General features: G+C 68.4%; 13 protein-coding genes and 3 pseudogenes. 4 read left to right on the top strand and 12 right to left on the bottom strand.

The genetic code is table 11. The features are described from left to right. Window positions 1-129: 129 nt before the first annotated feature. Complete coding sequence (locus AC1DEL_RS01295) at window positions 130-1,143, bottom strand: Bug family tripartite tricarboxylate transporter substrate binding protein (protein WP_454758083.1); 1,014 nt, start codon at window positions 1,141-1,143, stop codon at window positions 130-132. Window positions 1,144-1,258: 115 nt separating this feature from the next. Next, window positions 1,259-2,464: a pyridoxal-phosphate-dependent aminotransferase family protein gene (locus tag AC1DEL_RS01290; RefSeq protein ID WP_092293838.1), complete on the bottom strand. Its 1,206-nt coding sequence runs from the start codon at window positions 2,462-2,464 to the stop codon at window positions 1,259-1,261. Between the two features lie 250 nt (window positions 2,465-2,714). Here AC1DEL_RS01290 and AC1DEL_RS01285 point away from each other — a divergent pair, with 250 nt between their 5' ends. The 3 genes from AC1DEL_RS01285 (at window position 2,715) to AC1DEL_RS01275 (ending at window position 8,012) form a co-directional block, all read left to right on the top strand. Then, window positions 2,715-3,407 carry a GntR family transcriptional regulator gene (locus AC1DEL_RS01285; protein ID WP_477125082.1) on the top strand — a complete coding sequence of 231 codons (693 nt, stop codon included), beginning with the start codon at window positions 2,715-2,717 and terminating at the stop codon, window positions 3,405-3,407. A 98-nt stretch (window positions 3,408-3,505) separates the two neighbouring features. Next, entirely contained in the window at window positions 3,506-6,550 is a 3,045-nt protein-coding gene (locus AC1DEL_RS01280; protein ID WP_477125083.1) for an FAD-binding and (Fe-S)-binding domain-containing protein, read from the top strand. Between the two features lie 211 nt (window positions 6,551-6,761). Then, window positions 6,762-8,012: a right-handed parallel beta-helix repeat-containing protein gene (locus AC1DEL_RS01275; protein ID WP_441591275.1), complete on the top strand. Its 1,251-nt coding sequence runs from the start codon at window positions 6,762-6,764 to the stop codon at window positions 8,010-8,012. A 22-nt stretch (window positions 8,013-8,034) separates the two neighbouring features. On the opposite strand, the gene rfbA is transcribed toward AC1DEL_RS01275, so the two are convergent. From rfbA to AC1DEL_RS01225, 10 genes and pseudogenes are all read right to left on the bottom strand, one after another. Continuing rightward, window positions 8,035-8,922, bottom strand: coding sequence for a glucose-1-phosphate thymidylyltransferase RfbA (gene rfbA / locus AC1DEL_RS01270; protein WP_092293846.1), 888 nt, complete (start codon window positions 8,920-8,922; stop codon window positions 8,035-8,037). Between the two features lie 36 nt (window positions 8,923-8,958). After that, window positions 8,959-10,254: an oligosaccharide flippase family protein gene (locus AC1DEL_RS01265; protein WP_092293848.1), complete on the bottom strand. Its 1,296-nt coding sequence runs from the start codon at window positions 10,252-10,254 to the stop codon at window positions 8,959-8,961. Window positions 10,255-10,266: 12 nt separating this feature from the next. Further along, window positions 10,267-11,541 carry an oligosaccharide repeat unit polymerase gene (locus AC1DEL_RS01260; RefSeq protein ID WP_477105163.1) on the bottom strand — a complete coding sequence of 425 codons (1,275 nt, stop codon included), beginning with the start codon at window positions 11,539-11,541 and terminating at the stop codon, window positions 10,267-10,269. A 6-nt stretch (window positions 11,542-11,547) separates the two neighbouring features. Further along, window positions 11,548-12,816, bottom strand: coding sequence for a glycosyltransferase family 4 protein (locus AC1DEL_RS01255; protein ID WP_477125147.1), 1,269 nt, complete (start codon window positions 12,814-12,816; stop codon window positions 11,548-11,550). Continuing rightward, a pseudogene (locus tag AC1DEL_RS01250) lies at window positions 12,813-13,343 on the bottom strand (glycosyltransferase family 4 protein); the annotation flags it as partial. The pseudogene AC1DEL_RS01250 and the gene AC1DEL_RS01255, both read right to left, overlap by 4 nt. Before the next feature lie 606 nt (window positions 13,344-13,949). Further along, a pseudogene (locus tag AC1DEL_RS01245) lies at window positions 13,950-14,963 on the bottom strand (glycosyltransferase family A protein); the annotation flags it as partial. Window positions 14,964-14,985: 22 nt separating this feature from the next. Next, a complete protein-coding gene (locus AC1DEL_RS01240) occupies window positions 14,986-15,996 on the bottom strand; it encodes a glycosyltransferase (RefSeq protein ID WP_092293852.1) in 1,011 nt (336 codons plus the stop codon). Further along, window positions 15,993-18,248, bottom strand: coding sequence for a GNVR domain-containing protein (locus tag AC1DEL_RS01235; protein WP_454758086.1), 2,256 nt, complete (start codon window positions 18,246-18,248; stop codon window positions 15,993-15,995). Before AC1DEL_RS01235 ends, AC1DEL_RS01240 begins: the two co-directional genes overlap by 4 nt. 54 nt (window positions 18,249-18,302) lie before the next feature. Beyond that, window positions 18,303-18,899, bottom strand: a pseudogene (locus AC1DEL_RS01230) (sugar transferase); the annotation flags it as partial. A 301-nt stretch (window positions 18,900-19,200) separates the two neighbouring features. Further along, complete coding sequence (locus tag AC1DEL_RS01225) at window positions 19,201-20,730, bottom strand: mannose-1-phosphate guanylyltransferase/mannose-6-phosphate isomerase (RefSeq protein ID WP_477125084.1); 1,530 nt, start codon at window positions 20,728-20,730, stop codon at window positions 19,201-19,203. Between the two features lie 533 nt (window positions 20,731-21,263). Between AC1DEL_RS01225 and AC1DEL_RS01220 the strand changes: the two genes are divergently transcribed. Beyond that, window positions 21,264-22,319, top strand: a complete 1,056-nt coding sequence (locus AC1DEL_RS01220) for a GlxA family transcriptional regulator (RefSeq protein ID WP_477125085.1) — start codon at window positions 21,264-21,266, stop codon at window positions 22,317-22,319. Window positions 22,320-22,323: the final 4 nt, after the last annotated feature.

The following is a 22,323-nucleotide window of genomic DNA, read 5'->3' as shown; positions in this document are numbered from 1 at the left end:
TCGGCGCGCTCCAGCGCTACAGCTCCGGCCAGCGCCGCCCCTCTCCCCCGGCCCCTCTCCCGCAAGCGGGAGAGGGGAGCAACCCGCCCCCCCGAACCGCACTTTCTCGCGGGAGAGGGGAGCAAACCATCACCGTGCTGCCACGAAGCCCGCTTCCTTGATGATGTCCTTGTGGCGGGTCTCGTCCGCCTGGAGGAACTCGGTCAGCTTGGTGCCGGTCAGGAACTCGTTCTTGAGCGCGTTCTTTTCGAGGTACTCCTTCCACTCGGGCGTGGCGGCCACCTTCTGCATCAGATCCACGTAGTACTTCTGCTGGTCCGGCGTGACGCCGCCCGGCAGCATGAACACGCGCAGCATCTGGTATTGCACGTCCAGCCCGGCTTCCTTGCACGTGGGGATATCGCCCCAGCTCTGCGTGGCCGTGACCTTGCCCGTGTACTGCATGCGCGACGGCGCGAACACGCACAGCGCGCGGTGCTCGCCGGCGCGCCACTGGCCGATCGATTCGGACGGGTTGTTCACGTTGGAGTCGATGTGCTTGCCCGAAAGCTGCGTAGCGGCCTCGCCGCCGCCCTTGTACGGGATGTAGATGAAGCGCACGCCGGCCTTGCGCTCCATCTGCGCGGTGATGATCTGGTCCTCGCGCTTGGAACTGGTGCCGCCCATCTTGAGCTTGCCGGGCTGCTTCTTGGCTTCGGCGATGTAGTCGGTCGGGGTCTTGTAGGGCGCTTCGGCGTTGGTCCACAGCACGAATTCGTCCATCGCCACCATGGCCACCGGGGTCAGGTCGCGCCAGTTGAACGGCAACTGGCTGACCATCGGCACGGTATAGAGCGCGGACGAGGTCACCAGCAGCTTGTGCGGGTCGCCCTTGGACGCCTTGGTGTCCATCAGGCCCTCGGCGCCGCTGGCGCCAGCCTTGTTCACCACGATGACCGGCTGGCCCATCAGCTTGTGCTTGGCGATGATGCCCTGGATCGAGCGCGCCATCTGGTCGGAGGCGCCGCCGGCACTGAACGGGACCACGATCTCGACGGGCTTGGTGGGCTCCCAGGCAAACGCGGGAGCGGCAAATGAAACACTGAGGGCAATACCGAGCAGCGAAGCACGCGCGGCGGCGCGTGCGGGGGAACGCAACGTCATGGTCTGTCTCCTTTGGTGTGATCCGTGCGCTCTGCTGGCGCATCGGCGGTACGGCCGGGCCGTCCCGGGAATCCCGGGCGGCCCGTCTTTTTCTTCTACGTCGTTGGTGACCGGATCAAGCGGCGCGCAGCGCCGGCTTCAGCGCGGCCGCGCGCAGGCTTTCCATCGCCGCCAGCACGCCGCCCGCATGGTGCGGCACGCCGGCCAGCGCCAGACCCATCTCCACGCCGGCGAGGGTGCCCATCAGCGTCAGGTCGTTGAAATCGCCCAGATGGCCGATGCGGAAGACCTTGCCGGAGAGCTTGGACAGCCCCTGCCCCAGCGACATATTGAAGTTCTCCAGCACCACCTTGCGCAGCGCGTCGGCGTTGTGGCCGTCCGGCATGACCACGGCGGTCAGCGCCGGGCTGTACTCGGCCGGGTTCTGGCACAGGATCTCCAGCCCCCAGGCGTTCACGCAGGCGCGCGTGGCCTCGGCATGGCGGCGATGGCGCGCGAACACGTTCTGCAGGCCCTCTTCCTGGAGCATGTCGCACGCCTCGGACAGCCCGTAGAGCAGGTTCGTGGCCGGGGTGTACGGCCAGAAGCCATTCTTGTTGGCTTCGATGATCTCTTCCCAGCCCCAGAACGCCTTCGGCAGCTTGGACCTGGCCGACGCCGCCACGGCCTTGGCGCTGACCGCGTTGAACGACAGGCCCGGCGGCAGCATCAGCCCCTTCTGCGAGCCGGAGACGGTCACGTCCACGCCCCACTCGTCGTGGCGATAGTCGATCGAGCCCAGCGAGGAGATGGTGTCCACCAGCAGCAGCGCGGGGTGGCCGGCCGCATCGATCGCACGGCGCACGGCGGCGATGTCGGAGGTCACGCCGGTGGAGGTCTCGTTATGGACCACGCAGACCGCCTTGATCTCGTGGCTGCGGTCCTCGGCCAGCCGCGCGCCGATGGCGGCGGCGTCCACGCCGTGGCGCCAGTCGCCCACCAGGAATTCCGGATTCAGGCCGAGCTTGTCGGCCATCTTCTTCCACAGCGAGGCGAAGTGGCCGGTCTCGAACATCAGCACGCGGTCGCCGGCGGAGAGCGTATTCACCAGCGCCGCTTCCCATGCGCCCGTACCGGATGCCGGATAGATCACAACCGGCTGGGCGGTCTGGAAGATCTTGCGGATGTCCGCCAGCACCTTCTTGCCGAGTTGCTGGAACTCGGGGCCGCGGTGGTCGATGGTCGGGTAGTCCATTGCGCGCAGCACGCGGTCGGGCACGTTGGTCGGACCCGGGATCTGCAGGAAGTGCCGGCCGCTGGGATGGGAGTTCAGTCGGATCATGTCGCCTCGTGTTCTTCGGTTTGAATTTTGTATTCAAAAATCGGGGATGCACTACGCGTCCGGCATGCGGGATAATGTTGCCCGGCGCAAGCGCCTCGCATTCCGCAAAAAGTCCTTATAAATCAGTACTTATCAGGATTTCAGACCGTTCGTCGCGCTGTTCCGGGCGTGGCCAACGACACCGGAATGCAGTTCGTGCTTGCCCCAGAGTAGGTTTTGAATACAATACTGTCAAGCCACACGATCCCTGATGACCGCCAATCCGACCACTCCCTCGCAAGCCGTAGACCGCCAGATCCTGCATGTGGCGGTGGCCCAGCGCCTGCGCACCATGATCATGGAAGGCGATCTGGCGCCCGGCACCCGGCTCAACGAGCGCGTGCTGTGCGACCTGCTCCAGGTCTCGCGCACCCCGCTGCGGGAAGCCTTCAAGGTGCTCGCGAGTGACGGACTGGTCACGCTGCTGCCGAACCGGGGTGCCGAGGTGGTGGTGCTGTCCAAGGAAGCGATCGACCACCTGTTCGAGATGATGGGCGCGCTGGAAGCCACCAGCGGCGAGCTGGCCTGCCAGCGCATCACAGACGCCGAGCTGGTGGAGATCCGTGCCATGCACTACGAGATGCTGGCGTGCCACGCGCGCCGGGACCTCCCTAATTACTACGCGCTGAACCGGCGCATCCACGACGCCATCAACGCCGCGGCGCGCAATCCGATCCTCGAGGAGACTTATCGACGCATCAACCTGCGTATCCAGGCGCTGCGCTTCCGCTCCAACTTCGACCAGGACAAATGGGATCTGGCCGTGCGCGAGCACGGCGCCATGCTCGATGCCCTGGCGAAGCGCGACGGCGCCGCCCTGCGAGACATCCTGCGCGCGCACCTGCAACACAAGCACGACGCGCTGATCGCCGAACTAGAACGCGCACAGGACGCCGCCGCCTGACCCCCGCGCGCGCCGCGCCGTCTCCGGACGGCAGGCCGGCGCGCCACGGGCCAGGGCGACGGCGTCTCCAGTGCATGCACACGGAGACATCCCCGCTCATGGCCCTGCCTACCACCCCCACGCCGCCCGGCGTGCAGCCGCTGCGCTTCATGCCCGGCGCCGCATCGTCACCCGCCACGCAGTCGCCGCTGTACCGGCGGCTCGCCGCCGAGCTGCGCGGCGACGTGCTGTTCGACACCGCCAGCCGTGGCCGCTACGCCACAGACGCCTCGATCTATCAGGTCATGCCGATTGGCGTAGTCGTGCCGCGCGACGAAGCCGACGCCCGGCTGGCGCTGGACATCGCCCGCGACTTCAAGGCGCCCCTGCTGCCGCGTGGCGGCGGCACCAGCCAGTGCGGCCAAACCGTGGGCGAGGCGCTGGTCATCGACAACAGCAAGTTCCTGAACCAGGTGATCGACTTCGACCCGGTGGCGCGCACGGTGACTGTGCAGCCCGGCATCGTGCTCGACCACCTCAACGCCTGGCTCAAGCCGCACGGGCTCTGGTTCCCGGTGGACGTCTCCACGGCGGCGCAGTGCACGATCGGCGGCATGGCCGGCAACAACTCGTGCGGGTCGCGCTCGATCCAGTACGGCAACATGGTGCACAACGTGCTGGGCATCCAGGCGATCCTGGCCGGCGGCGAGGACGTGCGCTTCGACGCCGGCTGGCCGGCGGACGGCGCCCCGCACCGCGCCATCGCCGATGGCGTGCGGCGCATCGCCGAGCGGGAGCGCGACGCCATCGCCGAGATGTACCCGCACGTACTGCGGCGCGTGGGCGGCTACAACCTCGACCTGTTCCATCCCCAGAACGAACGCCCCTACACTGCCGACGGCAGCGTCAACCTCGCCCACCTGCTGGTCGGCTCGGAGGGCACGCTGGCCTATTTCCGGCACCTGACGCTGCAACTGGCGCCGCTGCCCACGCACAAGACGCTCGGCGTGGTGAATTTCCCGACCTTCTACCAGTCGATGGACCTCACCCGCCATATCGTCGGCCTGCAGCCGGCGGCGGTGGAGCTGGTCGACCGGACCATGATCGACCTCGCGCGCCACAACCCGGCCTTCCGCCCGGTGATCGAGCGCGCGCTGGTGGGCGAGCCCGAGGCCATCCTGCTGGTGGAATTCGCTGGCGAAGACCGCGAGACCACGGTGCGCGGCCTGGCCCGGCTGGTGGAGCTGATGGCCGACCTGGGGCTGCCCGGCTCGGTGGTGGAGATGCCGGATGCCGGCCCGCAAAAGGCGCTGTGGGAAGTGCGCAAGGCCGGCCTGAACATCATGATGAGCATGAAGGGCGACGGCAAGCCGGTGTCCTTCATCGAGGACTGCGCAGTGCCGCTGGAGCATCTGGCCGCGTACACCTCCCGGCTGACCGAGGTCTTCCACAAGCACGGCACGCGCGGCACGTGGTACGCCCACGCCAGCGTCGGCACGCTGCATGTGCGCCCCATCCTCGACATGCGCCGCGACGGCGCCACCAAGATGCGGGCGATTGCCGAGGAAGCCGCCGCGATGGTCCGCGAATACAAGGGCGCCTATTCGGGCGAGCATGGCGACGGCATCTGCCGGGGCGAATGGGTGGCGTGGCAGTTCGGCCCCGCGCTGAACCAGGCCTTCGCCGAGGTCAAGGCGCTGTTCGACCCCCAAAGCCGCTGCAACCCCGGCAAGATCGTCGGCACGCCGAAGATGGACGACACCGCGCTGTTCCGCTTCCCGCCCAGCTATACGGTCAAGCCGATCACGCCGGCGCTCGACTGGTCGGCCTGGAACGTCACGCGCGACCCGGTGACCGAGGCCGAGAGCACGCCCGGCACCGGCCTGGACCCCGCGCGCGGGCTGGCGGCGGCCGTGGAGATGTGCAACAACAACGGCCACTGCCGCAAGTTCGACGCCGGCACCATGTGCCCGAGCTACCGCGTCACGCGAGACGAGCAGCACCTGACCCGTGGCCGCGCCAACACGCTGCGGCTGGCGCTGTCTGGCCAGCTCGGCCCGGAGGGGCTGCTGGAGCCAGCGGTCAAGGAGGCCCTCGACCTGTGCGTCTCCTGCAAGGGCTGCAAGCGCGACTGCCCCACCGGCATCGACATGGCCAAGATGAAGATCGAAGTCCGCGCCGCCCACGCCAAGGCCGGCAAGCTGCGCGCGCGCGACCGCATGGTCGCCTTCCTGCCGCGCTACGCCGGGCTGGCCAGCCGCCTGCCGTGGCTGTTCAACCTGCGTGACCGCGTGCCGGGACTGCCGGCGCTGAGCGAGCGCCTGTTCGGCCTGTCCGCCCGGCGCTCGCTGCCGCGCTGGCAGGCGGCTTTCCTTGGGGGCGACTACACGCCGAAGGCGGCGGGCGGCAAGGAGGTGGTGCTGTTCGTCGATACCTTCAACAACCATATGGAGCCCGAGAACGCCCGCGCGGCCCAGCGCGTGCTCGAAGGGGCCGGCTACACCGTGCACCTGTCGGCGGTGCCGGGCGAGCGCCCGCTGTGCTGTGGCCGGACCTTCCTGGCGGCAGGTCGGGTCGATGAAGCCAAGGCCGAGGCCCGCCGCGCGCTCGACGCGCTGCTGCCCTTCGTCGCGCGCGGCGTGGCCGTGGTGGGGCTCGAACCGTCTTGCTTACTGTCGATGCGCGACGAATTCCTCCAGTACGGCTACGGTGACGCCGCGCGCCAACTGGCGGACAACGCGTTCCTGTTCGAGGAATTCCTGGTCCGCGAGCACGCCGCCGGCCGCTTCGCCCCATCGCTCCAGCCCATCGGCACGGCCCGGGCGCTGCTGCACGGCCACTGCCACCAGAAGGCGTTCGATGCCGTACGCCCCGTGGAGCAGGTGCTCGGCTGGATTCCGGGCCTGAAGACCGAGCTGGTGGAGTCGTCGTGCTGCGGCATGGCCGGCAGCTTCGGCTACGAGGCCGAGCATCACGAAGCCTCGATGAAGATGGCGGAGCTGTCGCTGCTGCCGGCGGTGCGCAAGGCCGATGGCGACACTCTCGTGGTGGCCGATGGGACGAGTTGCCGACATCAGATCCACGATGGTGCAGGCCGGGAGGCGCTGCACGTGGCGCGGGTGCTGGAGCGGGCCATGGCGACGGCGGCAACGGCAGCCGGATAGCGCACACCCAACGCCCACGCAACAGATTCTCCGTCCAAATCCGCCAAGTTCCCGGTCCTGGCGGACAAAGCGGCCGGCCCGGGCCAGCGCAGCGCCTATGATGCAACGGCGAACCAGCGGTCTGGACGGAGAGTGGACGGAGAACCAAAGCCATGGGCACTATCGCAATCGAGTTGGAGGTCTCGCCTGATGCCCCGGCAGGCCGGGCGACATGACGGGGCGCCAGCGCAAGGGCGCTGCGGCCAGCGTACTGACAGCGGTGGCGCTGGCGGCGCTCGTGCTGTGGCTTGGCAGCCGCAAGGCGCCGGGCGGCTCGATCGACGCGGTCGGCGCCACAACCGATGTGGCGGTCCAGCCGATAGCCGGCGGGGCCGACCAGGCCGCTGCCCTGCAAGCGGCCCTGGATAGCCTGCAGCCGGGCCAGCGCCTCGTGCTGGCGCCGGGCAACTATCGCGTGGGGAACGTGCTGGCCATCCGTGGCGAGCAGGTCGTGGTGTCCGGCTACGGCGCCACGCTCACCGCCACCAGCCCGGACGCGCAGGCGGTGGAGATCACCGGCCGCAACGCCACGCTGGTCGGCGTCACGCTGGTCGGCACCGGCACGCAGCGGCTCGAATCGTCCACCTCCGCCAAGGTCTCCGTGGACGGCTACGGCATCCAGGTGCTCGACGTCACCATCCGTGGCGGGGCGAGCGCCGGCATCTTCGTCTCGCGCGGCAACAGCATCGCGCTGGTCGGCAACAAGGTCAACGGCACGCTGGCCGATGGCATCCACATCACCGGCGGCTCGCGCGACGTGCTCGTGCAGGACAACTCCGTCACCGCCACCGGCGACGACATGATCGGCATCGTCAGCTACCAGCGCGACGGCACGATCAACCAGAACATCCTCGTCAGCGCCAACTACCTGGCCGGCAACGCCTGGGGGCGCGGTGCGTCCATCGTCGGCGGCACCGACGTGACCCTGGCCAACAACTGGATCGAAGGGGTGCAGAAGGCGGCGGCGGTGCTCATCGCGCAGGAGGACGGCTACCGCACGGCAGGCGTGACCAATGTGCAGGTGACGGACAACATGATCTCGGATATCGAGAACGCCACGCAGCCGGGCAACAACCGGCTGGCGGCGGGCCACGCGGCCATCGACATCAATACGGGGACGGGCAGCGTCGCGCGGGTGCTGGTGGCGGGCAACCAGGTCACGCGCGCCACTTACGATGGCTTCCGGGCGGTCGGCAATGTCTGCAACGTGCGGGTCTCGCGCAACCGGTTCGTGACGATTGGCGGCGCGGCGCTGTCCCTCCAGGTGCGCAACTGCCCGACGGACGCCTGGACCTGCGACGGCAACACGCTGGACGGCACTGGCATCGCCCTGACCGGCTGCAACGGGACCGGCGCGCCGCAGGTGTCGGGCGCGGACCGGACCCGGATGCCGCAGGTGCGCACGGCCCTGCGGCAGCAATGAGCCCTCCTCGGACGTAGCGGACTCACCGCACGCGCGGCGTCTCGGCGATCAGCCGTTGGAGGTACTTGCCATAGTGGCTCTTGCCCAGCGGCTTGGCCAGCCGGCCGAGCTGCTCGGCATCGATCCAGCGCCGCCGGTAGGCGATTTCCTCCGGGCAGGCCACCATCAGGCCCTGCCGCTTCTGAAGCGTCGAGACCAGCAGCGCCGCCTCCACCAGCGAGTCGTGCGTGCCGGTGTCCAGCCACGCGTAGCCGCGCCCCATGATGTCCACGGCGAGCTTCCCGGCTTCCAGGTAGCGCGAGTTGACATCGGTGATCTCCAGCTCGCCGCGCGCCGAGGGCCGGATGTCCGCCGCGATGTCGCACACCGCGTTGTCATAGAAGTACAGCCCGGTCACTGCGTAGCTGGAGCGCGGGACGGCCGGCTTTTCCTCGATCGACAGCGCGCGGAAGTCCTCGTCGAACTCCACCACGCCGTAGCGCTCCGGGTCGTCCACGTGATAGGCGAACACGGTGGCGCCTTCCTCGCGCCGGTTGGTGCGCGCCAGCAGCCGGGCGAGGTCGTTGCCGTGGAAGATGTTGTCCCCGAGGATCAGCGCCGAAGGGTGCTTGCCGACGAAGTCCCGGCCAATGATGAAGGCCTGCGCCAGCCCGTCCGGCGAGGGCTGCTCCGCGTACTGGATGTCCAGCCCCCACTGGCTGCCGTCGCCCAGCATGGTGGCGAAGCGCGGCAGGTCCTGCGGCGTGGAGATGACCAGGATCTCGCGGATGCCCGCCGTCATCAGCGTGGAGAGCGGGTAGTAGATCATCGGCTTGTCATAGACCGGCAGCAGTTGCTTGGACACGCACTGCGTGATCGGGTACAGCCGCGTGCCGGACCCACCGGCCAGGATGATGCCTTTGCGGTTCATGTCTGAATCTCCCAGGTCGATGGTGGTGAAGTCTGTTCAGGTCGCTCTTTCAAGCGGTGCGGGAATGGGCGCCACAGGGTCCACGCCCCGGGCCGTGGCGCGGGCAGTCGCCTCGCGCCGGTAGCAGATGAAGAAGGCCAGCGCGCCGAACACCTCGGTCAGGATGATCGAGATCACCGTGCCCCGGGCGCCCATCAGCATCACCAGCGGCACCACGTAGAGCAGGTGGAGCACGGTCACGGCGGCGTAGATGTTCTGCACCAGCCGGTGGCGGCCCAGCGCCAGCAGGCCCAGGTTGCCGAAGACGAAGGCCACGCTGGTCACCGGCAGCAGCACGCCCTCCAGGCGCAGCAGCAGGATGGCGTCGTGGAACGGCTCGCCCAGCCACATGCGGATGCCGACATCGGCAAACAGCTCGATGCCGATGGCCAGCGCGCCGGCGCAGGCAAACACCGCCAGCGTCGCCTTGCGCAGCAGGGCGCGCGCCGCCTCCGGGTCCGTGACGTTGTACTGGCTGATGCGCGGGAAGAAGGCCGTGCCCACCACCGTGAAGATGGTCTGGGCCGCCACGCGGATCTTGTCCGCCATGGAGAACTGCCCCACCGCCACCGGCCCGTGGAAGTAGTTGAGCAGGATGGCGTTGAAGGTGACGTAGAAGCTCACCAGCACCAGCGAGAGAAACACCGGGAAGCCTTCGCGGAACGAGATGGCCACCTCGCGCACCGACACGGCCACCAGCGACGCCAGCCGCTGCCGGTGGATGCCCCACAGCGCCGCCACCGCCAGCAGCACCGTGCCAACGCTAATGCCCAGTGCCGCCAGTGCGGCGTCCCCCGGCCCGCGCACCCACATCAGCACGCACCCCAGGCTGACCGCGCGGGCGATGCAATTCGGCACCACCAGCACCTTCATGCGCTCCAGCCCCTGGTACAGCCAGATCGGCGTGAAGGCGTTGGCCACCACGCCGACGAAGGCCGCCGCGAGGATGGTCCAGTGCTCGCGCAGGCTCGGCACCAGCCCGAGCGTGCCGGCCATCAGCAGCGCGGCGGCCAGCGTCAGGGTCAGCTTGGCGGCCATCGTGGCCGAGAACACGCGGTCGACCACCGTGCGGTCGTCCCGCCCCAACGACACCAGCCGCGTGGCGGTGAGATTGTGGCCGTAGTCGGTCAGCAGGATCAGGTACTGCGCCAGCGCCTGGCAGTAGGCCAGCACGCCGAACTCCTTCACCCCGAGCACCCTTCCGAGCAGCGGCAGCAGGAGCAGCGGGAACAGGTAGTTGCCGGCCTGTATCAGCAGGAGATAGGTCGCGGTGGCGCGGATGGAGGTCGGCATGGCGGCGTAGCGTCAGCGGGGACCGGGACGGATCACACCACGCGGCACCGGCGGCAACCGTCGTCGCACCGGCTGGCCGGCCATCTGGAAGATCAGCCACAGCAGCGCCAGCGGCACGAAGTTGCGCCCGCTGAACAGGTTGGGCACGCGCAGGATCTCCAGCAGCGACACCAGCAGCACAGCGTGCGCGCAGCACCAGAAGCCATCGCCCGCGCGCCAGCCCGCGTAGCTGCGGGACAGCAGCCAGCCCATGCCCGCCGCCAGCAGCAGCGCGAACCATCCCCACTCGTGGAAGTGCACGTAGATACCGGACGGATTGTTGAACTCCGGGTCGCCGAAGTCGCTCAGGAACATCGTGTAGCTGTCGCCATTGCCGACCAGCGGGCGCATGAACTCGCCCACCACCGGGAACTTGACCAGCCAGTCGAAGGTGAACACCGCGTCGCCGGCGCCCCAGCCCATGATCGCCAGCAGCCCGGCGCCGTTGTTCAGCGAGGTGGAGTAGTACATGCCGAGCCGTTCCAGCGCGAACTCGAAGATGTTGTCGTAGAGATTGACGTAGTGCGTCTCCCAAGACCGGTTGTACTCGTTGGCGATAAAGAAGCCGATCAGCGGGCCGATGGCCGCGAACGGCCCGAGCCGCAGCAGCCAGTTGCGCCGGGGCACGTTGCGGAACCGCATCACCATCAGCACCCACGGCAGCACCAGTTCCACCAGCGCCAGCCGCTCGGCGAAGATGAAGCTGCGCAGCACCGTCAGCACCAGCAGCACGGCCAGGAAGACCTTGTAGCGGTTCAGGCCGCGCACCGGCTGGCGGAAGATGTAGAAGTAGAGCGGCACATAGGCCACGCCGGCCTGCGTGAGCGTGCTGATGCCGGCGATGCGGCCCTTCAGTTCGAGGACGTCGTAGGTGCTGGCGGAGCCGGTCAGGAAGGAGATCAGCACGGCGGGCCGGGCGATCACGCCGCCCATCATCACCAGATAGCCGATCAGGGCGAGCCAGAACAGCGCGTCGAGGATGTGCACGGGCATCTCGGCGCGCGGCCGGGGCGCCAGCGGGGACAGCGAATCGCCCGCGTAGGACGCCACCGTCAGCACCACCAGGAACAGCCCGCCGGCCAGCGCGTAGAAGCTGGTGAAATAGACCCGCTCGATGGCCTTCTGGTCGCCCAGCAGCGACACCGAGATCAGCACATAGAGCGGCAGGATGAAATACAGCAGCAGCCGGGTGGGGTCTTCCCACCAGTAGCCGTCATGGAAGTCGCGGGGCGGGGTCGGATGGGGCATCGGCATCTATCTGGGGACGACCGCGAGGTCATCGGTGTGGAACGGTTCCGTGGGCGCCGGGGGTTCCGGCTCGGGCGACGCGGTGCGGGGCCGGCCGCCCTGCCCGGCCATGGCCTGCCGCACCACGGCCAGGAACTCGCTGCGGAAACGCTCCGGCGTGAAGCGCAGCGCGTTCTCACGGCAGACGGCCGGGTCGAACCAGCCGCTGTCCTCGAAGCGGCAGACCGCGCGCACGATGTCCTCCACGGTCTGGCGCGGGAAGAACACGCCGGTACGGGTGCCGGCGTTGCCGGCGTCGACCACCGTCTCGCTGGCACCGCCCCGCCCCAGCGCGATCACCGGCGTGCCGCAAGCCTGCGCCTCCACGGCCACAATGCCGAAATCCTCCTCGGCGGCGAACACGAAGGCGCGTGCGCGCTGCATGTGGTCGATCAGTATCTCGGTCGACTGGTAGCCCAGCATCTTCACGTTGGGGGGCAACATGGCCTGGATGCGCGCGAAGTCCGGCCCATCGCCAATCACGACCAGCCGCTTGTCCGGCATGGCCGCGAAGGCTTCCACGATCAGCGCGACCTTCTTGTACGGCACCAACCGGGAAGCGGTCAGGTAGAAGTCCTCGCGGCACTGGCCGAGGCCGAAGCGTTCGACATCGACCGGCGGGAACACCACCGTGGCCGGGCAGCCGTAGACCTTGCGGATGCGCCGCGCCACGTAGGCCGAGTTGGCCACGAGCAGGTCCACGCCATGGGCGGTGCGATGGTCCCAGATCCGCATGTAATGGAGGATGGCCCGCGCGATCCAGCTCTTGAGCCCGCGCGTCAGGCGCGATTCGTCGAGGTACTGGTGCTGGAGGTCCCAGGCGTAGCGGATCGGCGAATGGATGTAGCTGACGTGGAGTTGCTCCGGCCCGGTGATGACCCCCTTCGCCACGGCATGGCTGGACGAGATCACGAGGTCGTAGTCGGAGAGGTCGAACTGTTCCACTGCCAGCGGCATCAGCGGCAGGTAGTTGCGGAACGACTTCCGGGCGCGCGGCAGGCGCTGGATGAACGACGTCTTGGCGTGCTTGCCCTGCAGCACGTGGCGCTGGTCGTCCGGGAAAAAATCGACCACGCTGAACAGGTCGGCGTCGGGCCAGATCTTGAGAATCTGCTCCAGCACGCGCTCGGAGCCGGCATAGGTGGTGAGCCAGTCGTGCACCACGGCCACCCTGCCGAACTCGCCGGGAAAGGGAGTCGGGGCGAAATTCGGGGCGAAATTCGGGGCGGGGGTCATCGCTGGGGCAGCCATGGGGAAATCTCGGTGAGAAGCCGGTCGGCGGTCAGGCGCCACGAGCGGCGCTGCACGTTGGCGAAGCCCTGCGTGCGCAGGCGGTCACGCAGGGCGCTGTCGTGCATCACGTGCATCATGGCTTCGCCGCACTCCGCCGCACTGGTCGGGCGGAAGTAGATCGCCGCATCGCCGCAGGCCTCGCGCACCGAGGGCAGGTTGGACGCGATGACCGGGCAGCCCAGCGTCATCGCCTCCACCGGCGGCAGCCCGAAGCCCTCGTACAGCGACGGAAACACGAAGCAGGCGGCCTGGCGGAACAGGGCCTTGAGATCGCCATCGTCGACATAGCCCACCCGTTTCACGAAGTCTGGCGACACCTGTTGCACCGCCTTCAGCATCGGCATGCCGCCGCCGACGATCACCACGTCGTAGTCGGTGGCCTTGAGCAGCTCGATGGCCTCCACCACGAGCCGGAAATTCTTGTGATGGCTGGCACTGCTGACGGCGAGGATGTACGGCCGGCCAGACAGGTGGAACTTCTCGCGGACGTCCGCCTCCTCCGGCAGCCGCAGCATGTGGTCGCCGCTCATCGGCAGCACGCCGATCTTGCGGCCCGGGATGTGATACGCCTGGATCAGCTCGCCGCGCGAGAACTCGGACACCGTCAGCACGCGCCGGGCGATGCGGCCGATCCACGGCGCCATCATCCGATACCAGGCCCGGAAGGCCCGCGTGTACGCCTGCGGCACGCGCATCGGCGCGGCGTCGTGCATGACCGTCACCTGATTCCGATAGAGCAGCGGTCCGGCGTTGCACAGGTTCAGCAGCAAGGTGCCGCGCGCCGCCAGCGGCAGGCAGACCTGCTCCCAGTACTGGCCGTTGCCGCCCGGCACGGTGCGGATGCGGAGGTTGGGAAAGCGTTCCGGCTCGACCTGCACCGACGGCGGGATCAGCAGCTCGAACGACAGCCCCGCCACGGCGGGTGCCTGCGTGGCGACCAGTTCGTCGATGCTGCGGATCACCTCGTTCGCAAAGCGGTCCACCCCGGTCGGGCGCCGGCCCAGATAGCGGCCATTGATCGACACGATGGTCGGGTCACCGCCCGCTGGCGCCACCGGCCGCACCGGCGCCCCGCTGCGCGCGAGCGGATTGGCGATATAGCGGATCGCACGGTCGCCGACCGCCCTCACCGGCACCAGCGCGAGCGCCGTCAGGCCGGACACCGCCACCTTCTTGCGCAGGCTCCAGTACGGGTTCGCGGTGACGGTATGGAAGTAGCGGCCGGACTCGCGCAGGAACCAGCGCCAGCGCTGCCCGAGCGGCGCCCCGTACAGCGCGGTGGCGAACAGCGCCTTCTCCAGCGCGAAGTCGAGCGGCGCGGCCGGCAGCGTGATGCCGAGCCGCTGGCGCGCAATCTCGCGCAGCAGCACCCAGCGCCGGGTGGACTGCCGGGCGCCCGCCAGCGCGTCTTCCGCATTGGCCAGCGACAGCCCGCCGTTGTCCTGCCGGTGCACCCGGTAGCGGCCAAGCGGCCGATCGATGGCGAACACGTCGCCGACCAGCGCGGTGCCATAGATCGCATAGAAATCGGCGCCGTGGATGTTGTCGGCGGTCACCGGCACAGGAAAGATGCGGCGCAGAGCTTCCACGCGATAGGCGTTGCCGGAACCCGGCGGCGACGGGTAGAGCCAGCCCTGCCGCAGCAGCGCGCCACAGTCGGCCACGGCGTTCGATTGCGGCACCTGCACGCCGGTCAGCGTGCCATCGCCGGTCATCACTTCCAGCCGGAACTGCACCTTGGCGTAGTCGCCGGCGGCGAAGGCGGCCAGCACCGTCGCGGCGGCGTCCGGCTCCAGCAGATCGTCGGCGTCGAGAAAGATCACGTAGGGCGTGGTCACGCGGCGCAGCGCGTGGTTGTAGGCCGAAACCTGTCCGCCGTTCGCCTGGCAGATGGCCTCGATGCGGTCGCCGTAGCCGTGCAGGATCTCGCGCGAGCCGTCCGTCGAGCCATCGTCGATGACCATGACCTTCACCGCCGGCGCGGTCTGGGTCTGGGCCAGCGCCGAGTCGATCGCCCCCCTCAGAAACCGCGCGTAGTTGTAGTTGCAGATGACGATGGTCAGGCTCGCGGATTCCGGGTGGGACGGCATGGGGGTCTCGGTGGGGGAGCGACTACAGGGAATAATCGGCATGAAAGCCCAGGCGGTTCGCCTCGCCATCGGCAATGGCGCGTTCGAGCAGGCTGAGGCGCGCCGCCGCGCTGCGGCGCTTGCCGTAGAACCGCAGCAGGATCAGGAACACCAGCCGGTTCAGCCGATAGGTGAAACCGGACGTGGACCAGTAGTTCTTGTCGAACCACGCCTGGTTGCGGCTGCTGTAGTACGCGCGGAAGTCCGAGCCGCTCAGCAGCAGGCACTCGAAGTGGTTCTTCCAGTTGCGCTTGACGTTCCAGGAGCCCTCCAGATCCTCCAGCTGCGCGCCGGTGACCAGCGCGATGCGCCCGCCCCGGGCGGTCAGCCGCCAGGTGTATTCGATGTCGTCCGCGTAGAGCACCAGATTCGGGTCCGGCAGGCCGAGGTCGGTGTAGACGTCCCGGTGAGCCAGGAAGCCGCCATACGGCGCGAACGGCATCGACACCACCGCAGGCAGCGCGCGCGGACGCGGTTTTCCCCACGGCGTGCGGCGCCAGATCTTGTAGGGGATGCGGGCGACGTGGAAGCCGAAGTAGCTCGAACGCGGCGGCGAGGCCAGCGCGCCCGGCACGCCCATGGCGATGTCGCCCTGATGGTCGGGCCGGAAGCCGAGCACCGCCGCGCGGCCCCGGCCGGTTTCGCGGGTCAGCACGTCCAGCTGATGGCAGAGCACGCCCAGCGCGCCGGGGCACGGCGCGTTGTCGTCATCCATCAGCCAGAGGTAGTCGGTATCGCCGCGCAGCGCGGTCTCGATGCCGACCGCGTAGCCATTGGCCGAGCCGGTGTTGGTCGGCAGGTGCACCACGGTGATGCGGCGCCCCCAGCGCGCTTCGAGCAGGCTCAGGTCCGATGCCGAGTTGTTGCTGACCACCACGGCGTGCCGCACGCCCTCTTCGTCGAAGGCGCGGCGCAGCAGTTCCACGCAGTAGTGGAGCCGGTCCCCGTAGGTGACAGTGACCAGTGTGATGCGCTTGTTGTGGGAGAAAGTCATGACGGCTCGCTTGGGGAGGAGCCCGGCGTGGCCGGGCGGGGCGCTTGGGGCTCTGCGTTGGTGCCATAGGCATAGCTGTAGCGATGCAGGGTGCCGGTGAAGTCGTTGAAGATCACGCCCTGCACGGCGACATTGGCCTGGGCCAGCCGGCGCGTGCTTTCGTCGATCTGGTCGACCGTGGTCACGCGGTGGCGCGCCACCATCAGCACGGTGCCGGCCAAGCGGCCCAGCACCAGCGCGTCCGCCACGGGCAGCAGCGGCGGGCCGTCAAGCACCACCATGTCGTACTGGGCCGCCACGCGCTCGATCAGCGCGGCCAGCTCCGGCTGGAGCAGCAGCTCGCTCGGCCCCGCCATGTGCAGGCCGGTGGACAGCAGGTCCAGCCCATACGAGACATCGCGGCGCACCACGTCCTCCAGCCGGTGCGTGCCGGCCACCACCTCGGACAGGCCGGGCCCCCGGTCGACGTGAAAGCGCCGGTGCAGCGCGCCGTTGCGCAGGTCCGCGTCGATCAGCAGCACGCGGCGCTTGGAGGCCCCCGCCAGCGTCGCCAGGTTGGCGGCGACGAAGGACTTGCCTATGCCGGCGGTCGGCCCGGTAATCAGCACCACGCGGTTGGGCGCCTCGCTCAGGGCGAAGTGCAGCGTGGTGCGGATGGTGCGCAGGCTTTCGATGGCGGCATCGGGCAGCACGGCGCGCTCCGCCGGGCTGGCCAGCCGGAGCGGCCAGTTGGCCCGGGCGGGCTTGGTCTCGCTGGTCAGCCGGCTGCGCGGCACGGTGGCGTACACGGGCAGGCCCGTGGCGATCTCGATCTCCTCGCGGTCTTGCACGGCGCCGGCCATGCGGCGCCGGAACGTGGCCAGCACCAGCCCGGCGAACAGGCCCGCCAGCAGCGAGCCACCCACGGCCACGCCCCGGCGCGGCATGAACGGCGTCTCGGGCGGCGTGGCGGGGTCGATCAGCCGCACGTTCGCCACCTTGCCGGCGCGCACCAGCGCCAGTTGCTGACGGGCGTTCAGGCGATTGGTGTACAACTCGGTGTCCACCTTCATCTTGCGCTGGCGCTGCAACAGCGTCTGCTCGATCAGCGGCAGGTTGCGCGTGCGCGCCTGGTTGATCGCCAGCGCGGCGGCACCCTCCTGCAGCTGGGCGTCCAGCGCGCGCACGTAGCGGTGCTCGTCCGTATAGCGCGTGATCAGTTCCCGGCGCTTCTCCTTCAGGTCGAGCTGGCGGGTTTCCATGGTGACGGCCTGCTCCAGCAGCGTGCGCGCCTCCTCGCTGGTATCCACGGCACCTTCCTTGGCCCGATAGGCGTTGTAGGCGCTCTCCGATTCCTCCACCTGCTGCTTGAGCTGCGGCAGCTGCTCGTCCAGGAAACGGATCGACTTGTCCGCCTCTTCGGAGCGCCGCCGCACGTTCTGCTCGACATACTCGGTACCCACCACGTTCAGGATCTGGCTGGCGCGCACCGGATCGACGCTATCGAGCGCCACGCCGATGATGCTCGACTGCTTGCCGCGCTCCGAGATCGACAGCGAGCGTTGCAGCCATTCCGTGGTGGCGATCTCCGAGTAGCGCTTGATCGTGAAGGTGGCGCCGGGCTCCCCGTCGGCGGTCTTCACCAGCAGGTCCACCGGCCCGCGCGCGGTGTCCGCGTGCAGCGGCACGCCGACCTTGCCGCGCAGCGTCAGCAGCGGCTCGCCCCACATCTGCGACAGCGTGAGCACGTAGGACCCGTTCCTCCCCAGCGTCATCACGAAGGTCTTGCCCTGCCAGCCGGCCGGCACATCGAAGCGGGCCACGTCGATGCGCTCCGCGCCATGCACGTAGCCACCCGGCAGCGGCTGGGACAGCCCGTCCGTGCGCGCGGCCAGCCACCAGCCGATCACCGGCACGTAGCGCGGCGCGGCATCGATATACAGCTTCAGCGTCTCCACCGCCCGCGACACGACCATGCGCGAGTTCAGCACCTGGATTTCCGAGGTGGTGTCCGGCTTCAGCTCCTGCATCGGCCGCACGTCGCCGGAGGGGGAGCGCGACTCGGAGGCGCTCGGCTCCACCTGGATCAACAGGTCCGAGCGGTACACCGGCCGGGTAAACAGCGCGTAGGCCACGCCCCCGAGCAGGCACAGCGCGGTGGTGCCGGCGATCAGCCAGCGCGAGGCCAGGATCGTCGTGCGGATGTTCATCGAGCGGGCAAAGTGCCGCCCCGGCATGTCGTGGCCTGCGTGAAAGATCTGAGGCGAATTCATGCCGTTCTCCCGTATCGCCCCCGCCCGCGCGGGCGAGGGTCGTTTTTGTGTATGTCAGTACGCGCCACGGCCATGCAGGACGACTCCGACGGTCTTGAACAGAATCACGATGTCCCCCACGAACGTCCAGTTGCGCACGTAGGCCACGTCGAGCGAAATGCGCGTGCCGTAGTCGGTCTCGTTGCGACCGCTGACCTGCCACGGGCCGGTGATGCCGGGCAGCACGCGCAGGTAGTAGGCCGCTGCGTCGCCGTAGCGCTCCAGCTCCTTCTCCACCACGGGGCGCGGGCCGACCAGGCTCATGTCCCCGCGCACCACGTTCCATAGCTGCGGCAGTTCGTCGATGCTGGTGCGGCGGATAAAGCGGCCCAGCCGGGTAATGCGCACGTCGTCTCGCAGCTTGAAATCGCGCTCCCACTCGGCACGCGCCACGGGGTCCGAGGCCAGCAGCTCCTTCAGCACCGCGTCGGCGTTCATCACCATCGAACGGAACTTCAGGCACTTGAACTTGCGGCCGTTGGCGCCGATGCGCGTATGGCCGAACAGGCAGGGGCCGCCATCCTTCATCACGATCAGCGCCACCGTCAGCATCAGCGGCGAGAGCAGCAGCAACAGGGTGAGCGCGGCCGCCGCGTCGAAGGCGCGCTTGACGCCCAGCCCCAGCGCGGGCGGCAGCCGCATCGACATGTCCGCCGGGCCATCGAGCGCAGGCGGCACAAAGGTCGCCATGGCGCCGGGCAACTCGCCCGTCCTCCCGGCACTGCCCGCGCCGCCGGGCACGGGGGGCGTCAGGCGGCGGGTGGCGACGCCGGACTCGGTGAACAGCGATTTGAAAGCTTGGAACATGGCGACTCTCCCGTGGCCAGGGTTAACGTGCGATCGATGTCTCCAGGAGGCGCGCGTCGGCCGGCTGGGCGGCCGCGCGGCGACTGTTTTCAGGTGGTCAGGGGGTCTAGGCGCAGCGCCCGTAGGTGTCCTCGATGCGCACGATGTCGTCTTCGCCGAGATAGGCGCCGGACTGCACTTCGATGATCTCGAGCGGCAGCTTTCCGGGGTTCTCGAGCCGATGCGTGGTGCCGATCGGGATGTAGGTGGATTCGTTTTCGCTGAGCAGGAACTGCTCTTCGCCACGGGTGACGAGCGCGGTGCCGCGCACCACGGTCCAGTGTTCGGCGCGATGGTGGTGCAGCTGCAGCGAGAGCTTGGCGCCCGGCCGGACCACGATGTGCTTCACCTGGAAGCGCTCGCCGGTGTCGAGCGAGTCGTAGCAGCCCCAGGGCCGCTGCACCTTGCGGTGGGAGTCCGCCTCGGTGCCCTGCTGGCGCGCGATCCGCTCGACCAGCCCCTTCACGCCCTGCACATGGGAGCGGTCCACCACGAGCACGGCGTCGGCGGTCTCCACCACGATCACGTTGGTGGTGCCCACGCACGCGACCAAGCGGCCCTCGGAATGGGCGTAGCAGGAGGTGGCGCCCTCGAACAGCACGCGGCCCCGGGCGGCGTTGCCTTCGCCATCCTTGTCGATGGCGTCCCACACGGCGTCCCAGGAGCCGAGGTCGGACCAGCCGGCGTCCAGCGGCACGACCACGCCCGGCACGCCATCGGCGCGCGCGAGTTGCTCCATCACCGCGTAGTCGATGGAGTCCGACGGCACCGCCGCGAACGCCGCTGCATGGGGATGGAACACCGCGCCGTCGCTGCGGCCGGTGGCGAAGGCGTCCGCGCAGGCCGCGTGCATGGCCGGCTGGAGCTGTTGCAGCGTGCGCAGCCAGGTGCTGGCGCGCACCACGAAGATGCCGCTGTTCCACCAGTACTCGCCCGAGGCCACGTACTGCGCCGCCAGTTCGGCGGCGGGCTTTTCCACGAAGGCGTCGATCCGGCGCGCGGCATCGTCGAGCGACGCGCCCAGTCGGATGTAGCCAAACCCGGTATCGGCGCGCGTCGGCGGCACGCCGAGCGTGACCATCGCGCCCTGCTCGGCAAACCCCGCTGCGCGCAGCACGGCCTGCTGGAAGGCGGCGTTGTCCGCGATCACATGGTCGGCCGGCATGGCCACGAGAATGCAGTCGTCGCCCTCCGCGCAGGCAAGCAGCGCGGCCAGGGTCAGGGCCGGAGCGGTGTTGCGCCCGGTCGGCTCCACCACGATGCGCGCCACCACGCCGGCTTCGGTCAGCTGCTGGGCGGTCATGAAGCGGTGCGCTTCGCCACAGACGATGATCGGCGCCATCTCACCCATCGCACCGCCCCCCTCCACCAGCCCGGCCAGCCGGCGCGCAGTGGTCTGGAGCAGCGTGTCACCGCCAAGGACGTCGATCAGTTGCTTGGGAAAGTGCTTGCGCGAGAGGGGCCAGAGCCGGGTGCCCGAGCCGCCGGCGAGCACCACTGCGGCGAGCCGCGTGCGTACGGCGGGCGCCGCTATCGCGATATCCGCGGTGTCCGTGATGAGGTCCGTGGATTCGATCGTGGTGTCCGTAGTACGCATGTCTGCTCCTGTCCGGGGGGCTGCAACTGGCGAAAGGCCGTTTGTTGCAGCGAAGCATAGATGCCCGAAAAAGCAGATTTGACCGCGCGGCGGAAAATGCAGAATCTTTGTCCGAATAATGAAGGCGTAACACTTTTGAAAGTAATTAAGCCTCCACTTTGATCAGACAAAACACTGGCCGAATATCAAAATGATGAATCGGCACGGCATATTTACAATATCCCGCACCAATATGCGGCGATGCATGTATTTAGTTCATCGCAATGCCCTAAGCCCGTGCACACAAGGGATTGCGGCTATTCGGCGACAGCGCTTCGTGCGTTTCCGCGCATTCAAATGAAAATAGTGATTCACCTTGGAAACATCGGATGGCGGCGGCGCCGCTTATTCTCCTTTATGCGACGGCGTACACGTCATGTTCCGCCAACATCGCGCAGTTATCGGCCAGCCGGATTTTCCCGCCAGGTTATATTCGTTATGATGCAACGCAGCAGATGCGGTTTTCTTATTCGACATCAGGGGAGCAAGTGGCTATGGAATACCTTGTCGAGTCGCCAACGCCGATGCGCACCATCGGCCCGATCCCGATGACCGGCCAGCGCGAGATCCTGCGCATCGGCCTGATGCTGTTCGATGGCTGCTCCCTGCTGACCGCCGGCATCATTGCCGAGGCGTTCCGCATGGCGAACGAAATCGCCCTGCAGCGCACCGGCCGACCCGCCTACCAGTTGTCCCTGCTGTCCCACCGGGGCGGCATCGTCGCCTGCTCATCCTCGGTGCGGGTCTGGACGCAGGGGCTGGACGTGCTGGGCCAGCGTGGCTTCAACGCCATCTTCATCGGCTGCAGCGAGCGCGAGCCGTCCGGCGAGCGCGATGCCCGCCTGATGAACGCCATGATCGAGGTGAGCGCCTCCGTACTGGAGCGCAGCCCACGGAGCGGCCAGCGCACCCAGCCCGCCCAGCCCCGCGTATCGCGCGCCATTCCCCAGAAGATTGTCGAGGTGGACGAGGTAGCCGGGATCAGCCACGTCACGTCGTCCGTGTTCTGGTGCCGCGATGGCGCCGTCTCCGCGCCGGACGTGATGCCCTCGGCCGCCGACATGGCGCTGGCACAGATCGAGTTCGACCTCGGTTTCGTGATGGCGACCGAAGTGGCCCGCCGCCTGGCCCCGCAGCGCGACACCCCCCTGGCCCGCCAGGAAACCCCCGAACCCGACGACGTCCCCGACATCGCCGCCTCCTCCGAAGCGCTGGAGAAAGTGCGCGCCTCGGCCCGCTGGATCACCGCGCACTACGCGGAAGAGATCTCCGTGGCCGACGCCGCCCGCATCGCCGCCATGAGCGAGCGCAACTACCTGCGCCGCTTCAAGTGCGCGCTGGGCATGACCCCCTCCGAATACCTGATCCGCGCCCGGCTGGAGATGATCTGCCGGCTGCTCAAGGAAACCGACCTGCCGGTGGACAAGATCGCCCGCCGCTGCGGCATGGGCAACGGCGACCGCCTGGCCAAGATCTTCCGAAAGCGCTTCGAGCTGTCCCCCACCGCGTACCGCAATCTCGACAAGACCGCGCTGCCAGACGCAGCCTAGCCAC

This window comes from Cupriavidus sp. 10L43_2 (genome assembly GCF_056395265.1).
This window is presented reverse-complemented; position numbering and strand designations above follow the sequence as displayed.